The sequence below is a fragment of the Streptomyces herbicida genome (assembly GCF_032656585.1).
Taxonomy (GTDB): Bacteria; Actinomycetota; Actinomycetes; order Streptomycetales; family Streptomycetaceae; genus Streptomyces; species Streptomyces herbicida.
This window is the reverse complement of record NZ_JAUYWJ010000099.1, coordinates 1-614: the sequence shown is the minus strand read 5'-3', so window position 1 is coordinate 614 and position 614 is coordinate 1. Positions and strand designations below refer to the sequence as shown.

Below are 614 nucleotides of genomic sequence, written 5' to 3'. Positions count from 1 at the left end.
GGCACGACGGCCACGGGGCAGTAGACGTGCTGGATGGCCGCGTGGGTGGTGGGCCCGGTGCGCGGGCCGATCCGCCGCTCGGCAAGGTGATGTCCCACCACCAGGAGGCTCGCCCCGGTCGCCGCGCGCAGGAGCGCGTTGGCGGGCTTGCCCTCCACCACCGTCTCCAGGACCTCCACCTCGGGATACTTGTCGCGCCACACCTGCAGCACCGCCCGCAGGAAACCCAGCCACTCCTCGGCCCGCCGCGGGTCGTCGATCAGCCCGATGTCCCCCTCGCCCAGACCCAGCGGCCCCGGCGGCTGCCAGGCGTGCACCGCCCGCAGCCGGGCCCGCCGCAGCCGCGCCGCCTCGAACGCGAACTCGATCACCTCGTCGCACGGCTCGCTCAGGTCGACCCCCAGCACCACGTCCCGGTACCCGGTCGTCGTCGAGGCACTGCCGTCGGGAGCCGGCAGATGCTCATCCGCGCACTCCTCACCGGCCCGCACCAGAACCACCGGCCGCGTCGCCCGCCCCACCACCCCCAGCGCCACCGAACCCACCAGGAACCCCGTGAAACCGCTCAGCCCCCGCGACCCCAGCACCACCAGCTCGGCCCCCTCGGCCGCCTC

General features: G+C 74.9%; 1 protein-coding gene. It reads right to left on the bottom strand.

All coding sequences use genetic code 11. The annotated features are described in order from the left end of the window. Positions 1-614 (bottom strand): universal stress protein (locus tag Q8A52_RS48895; protein ID WP_316765162.1); only part of this gene is annotated, 614 nt, incomplete at both ends.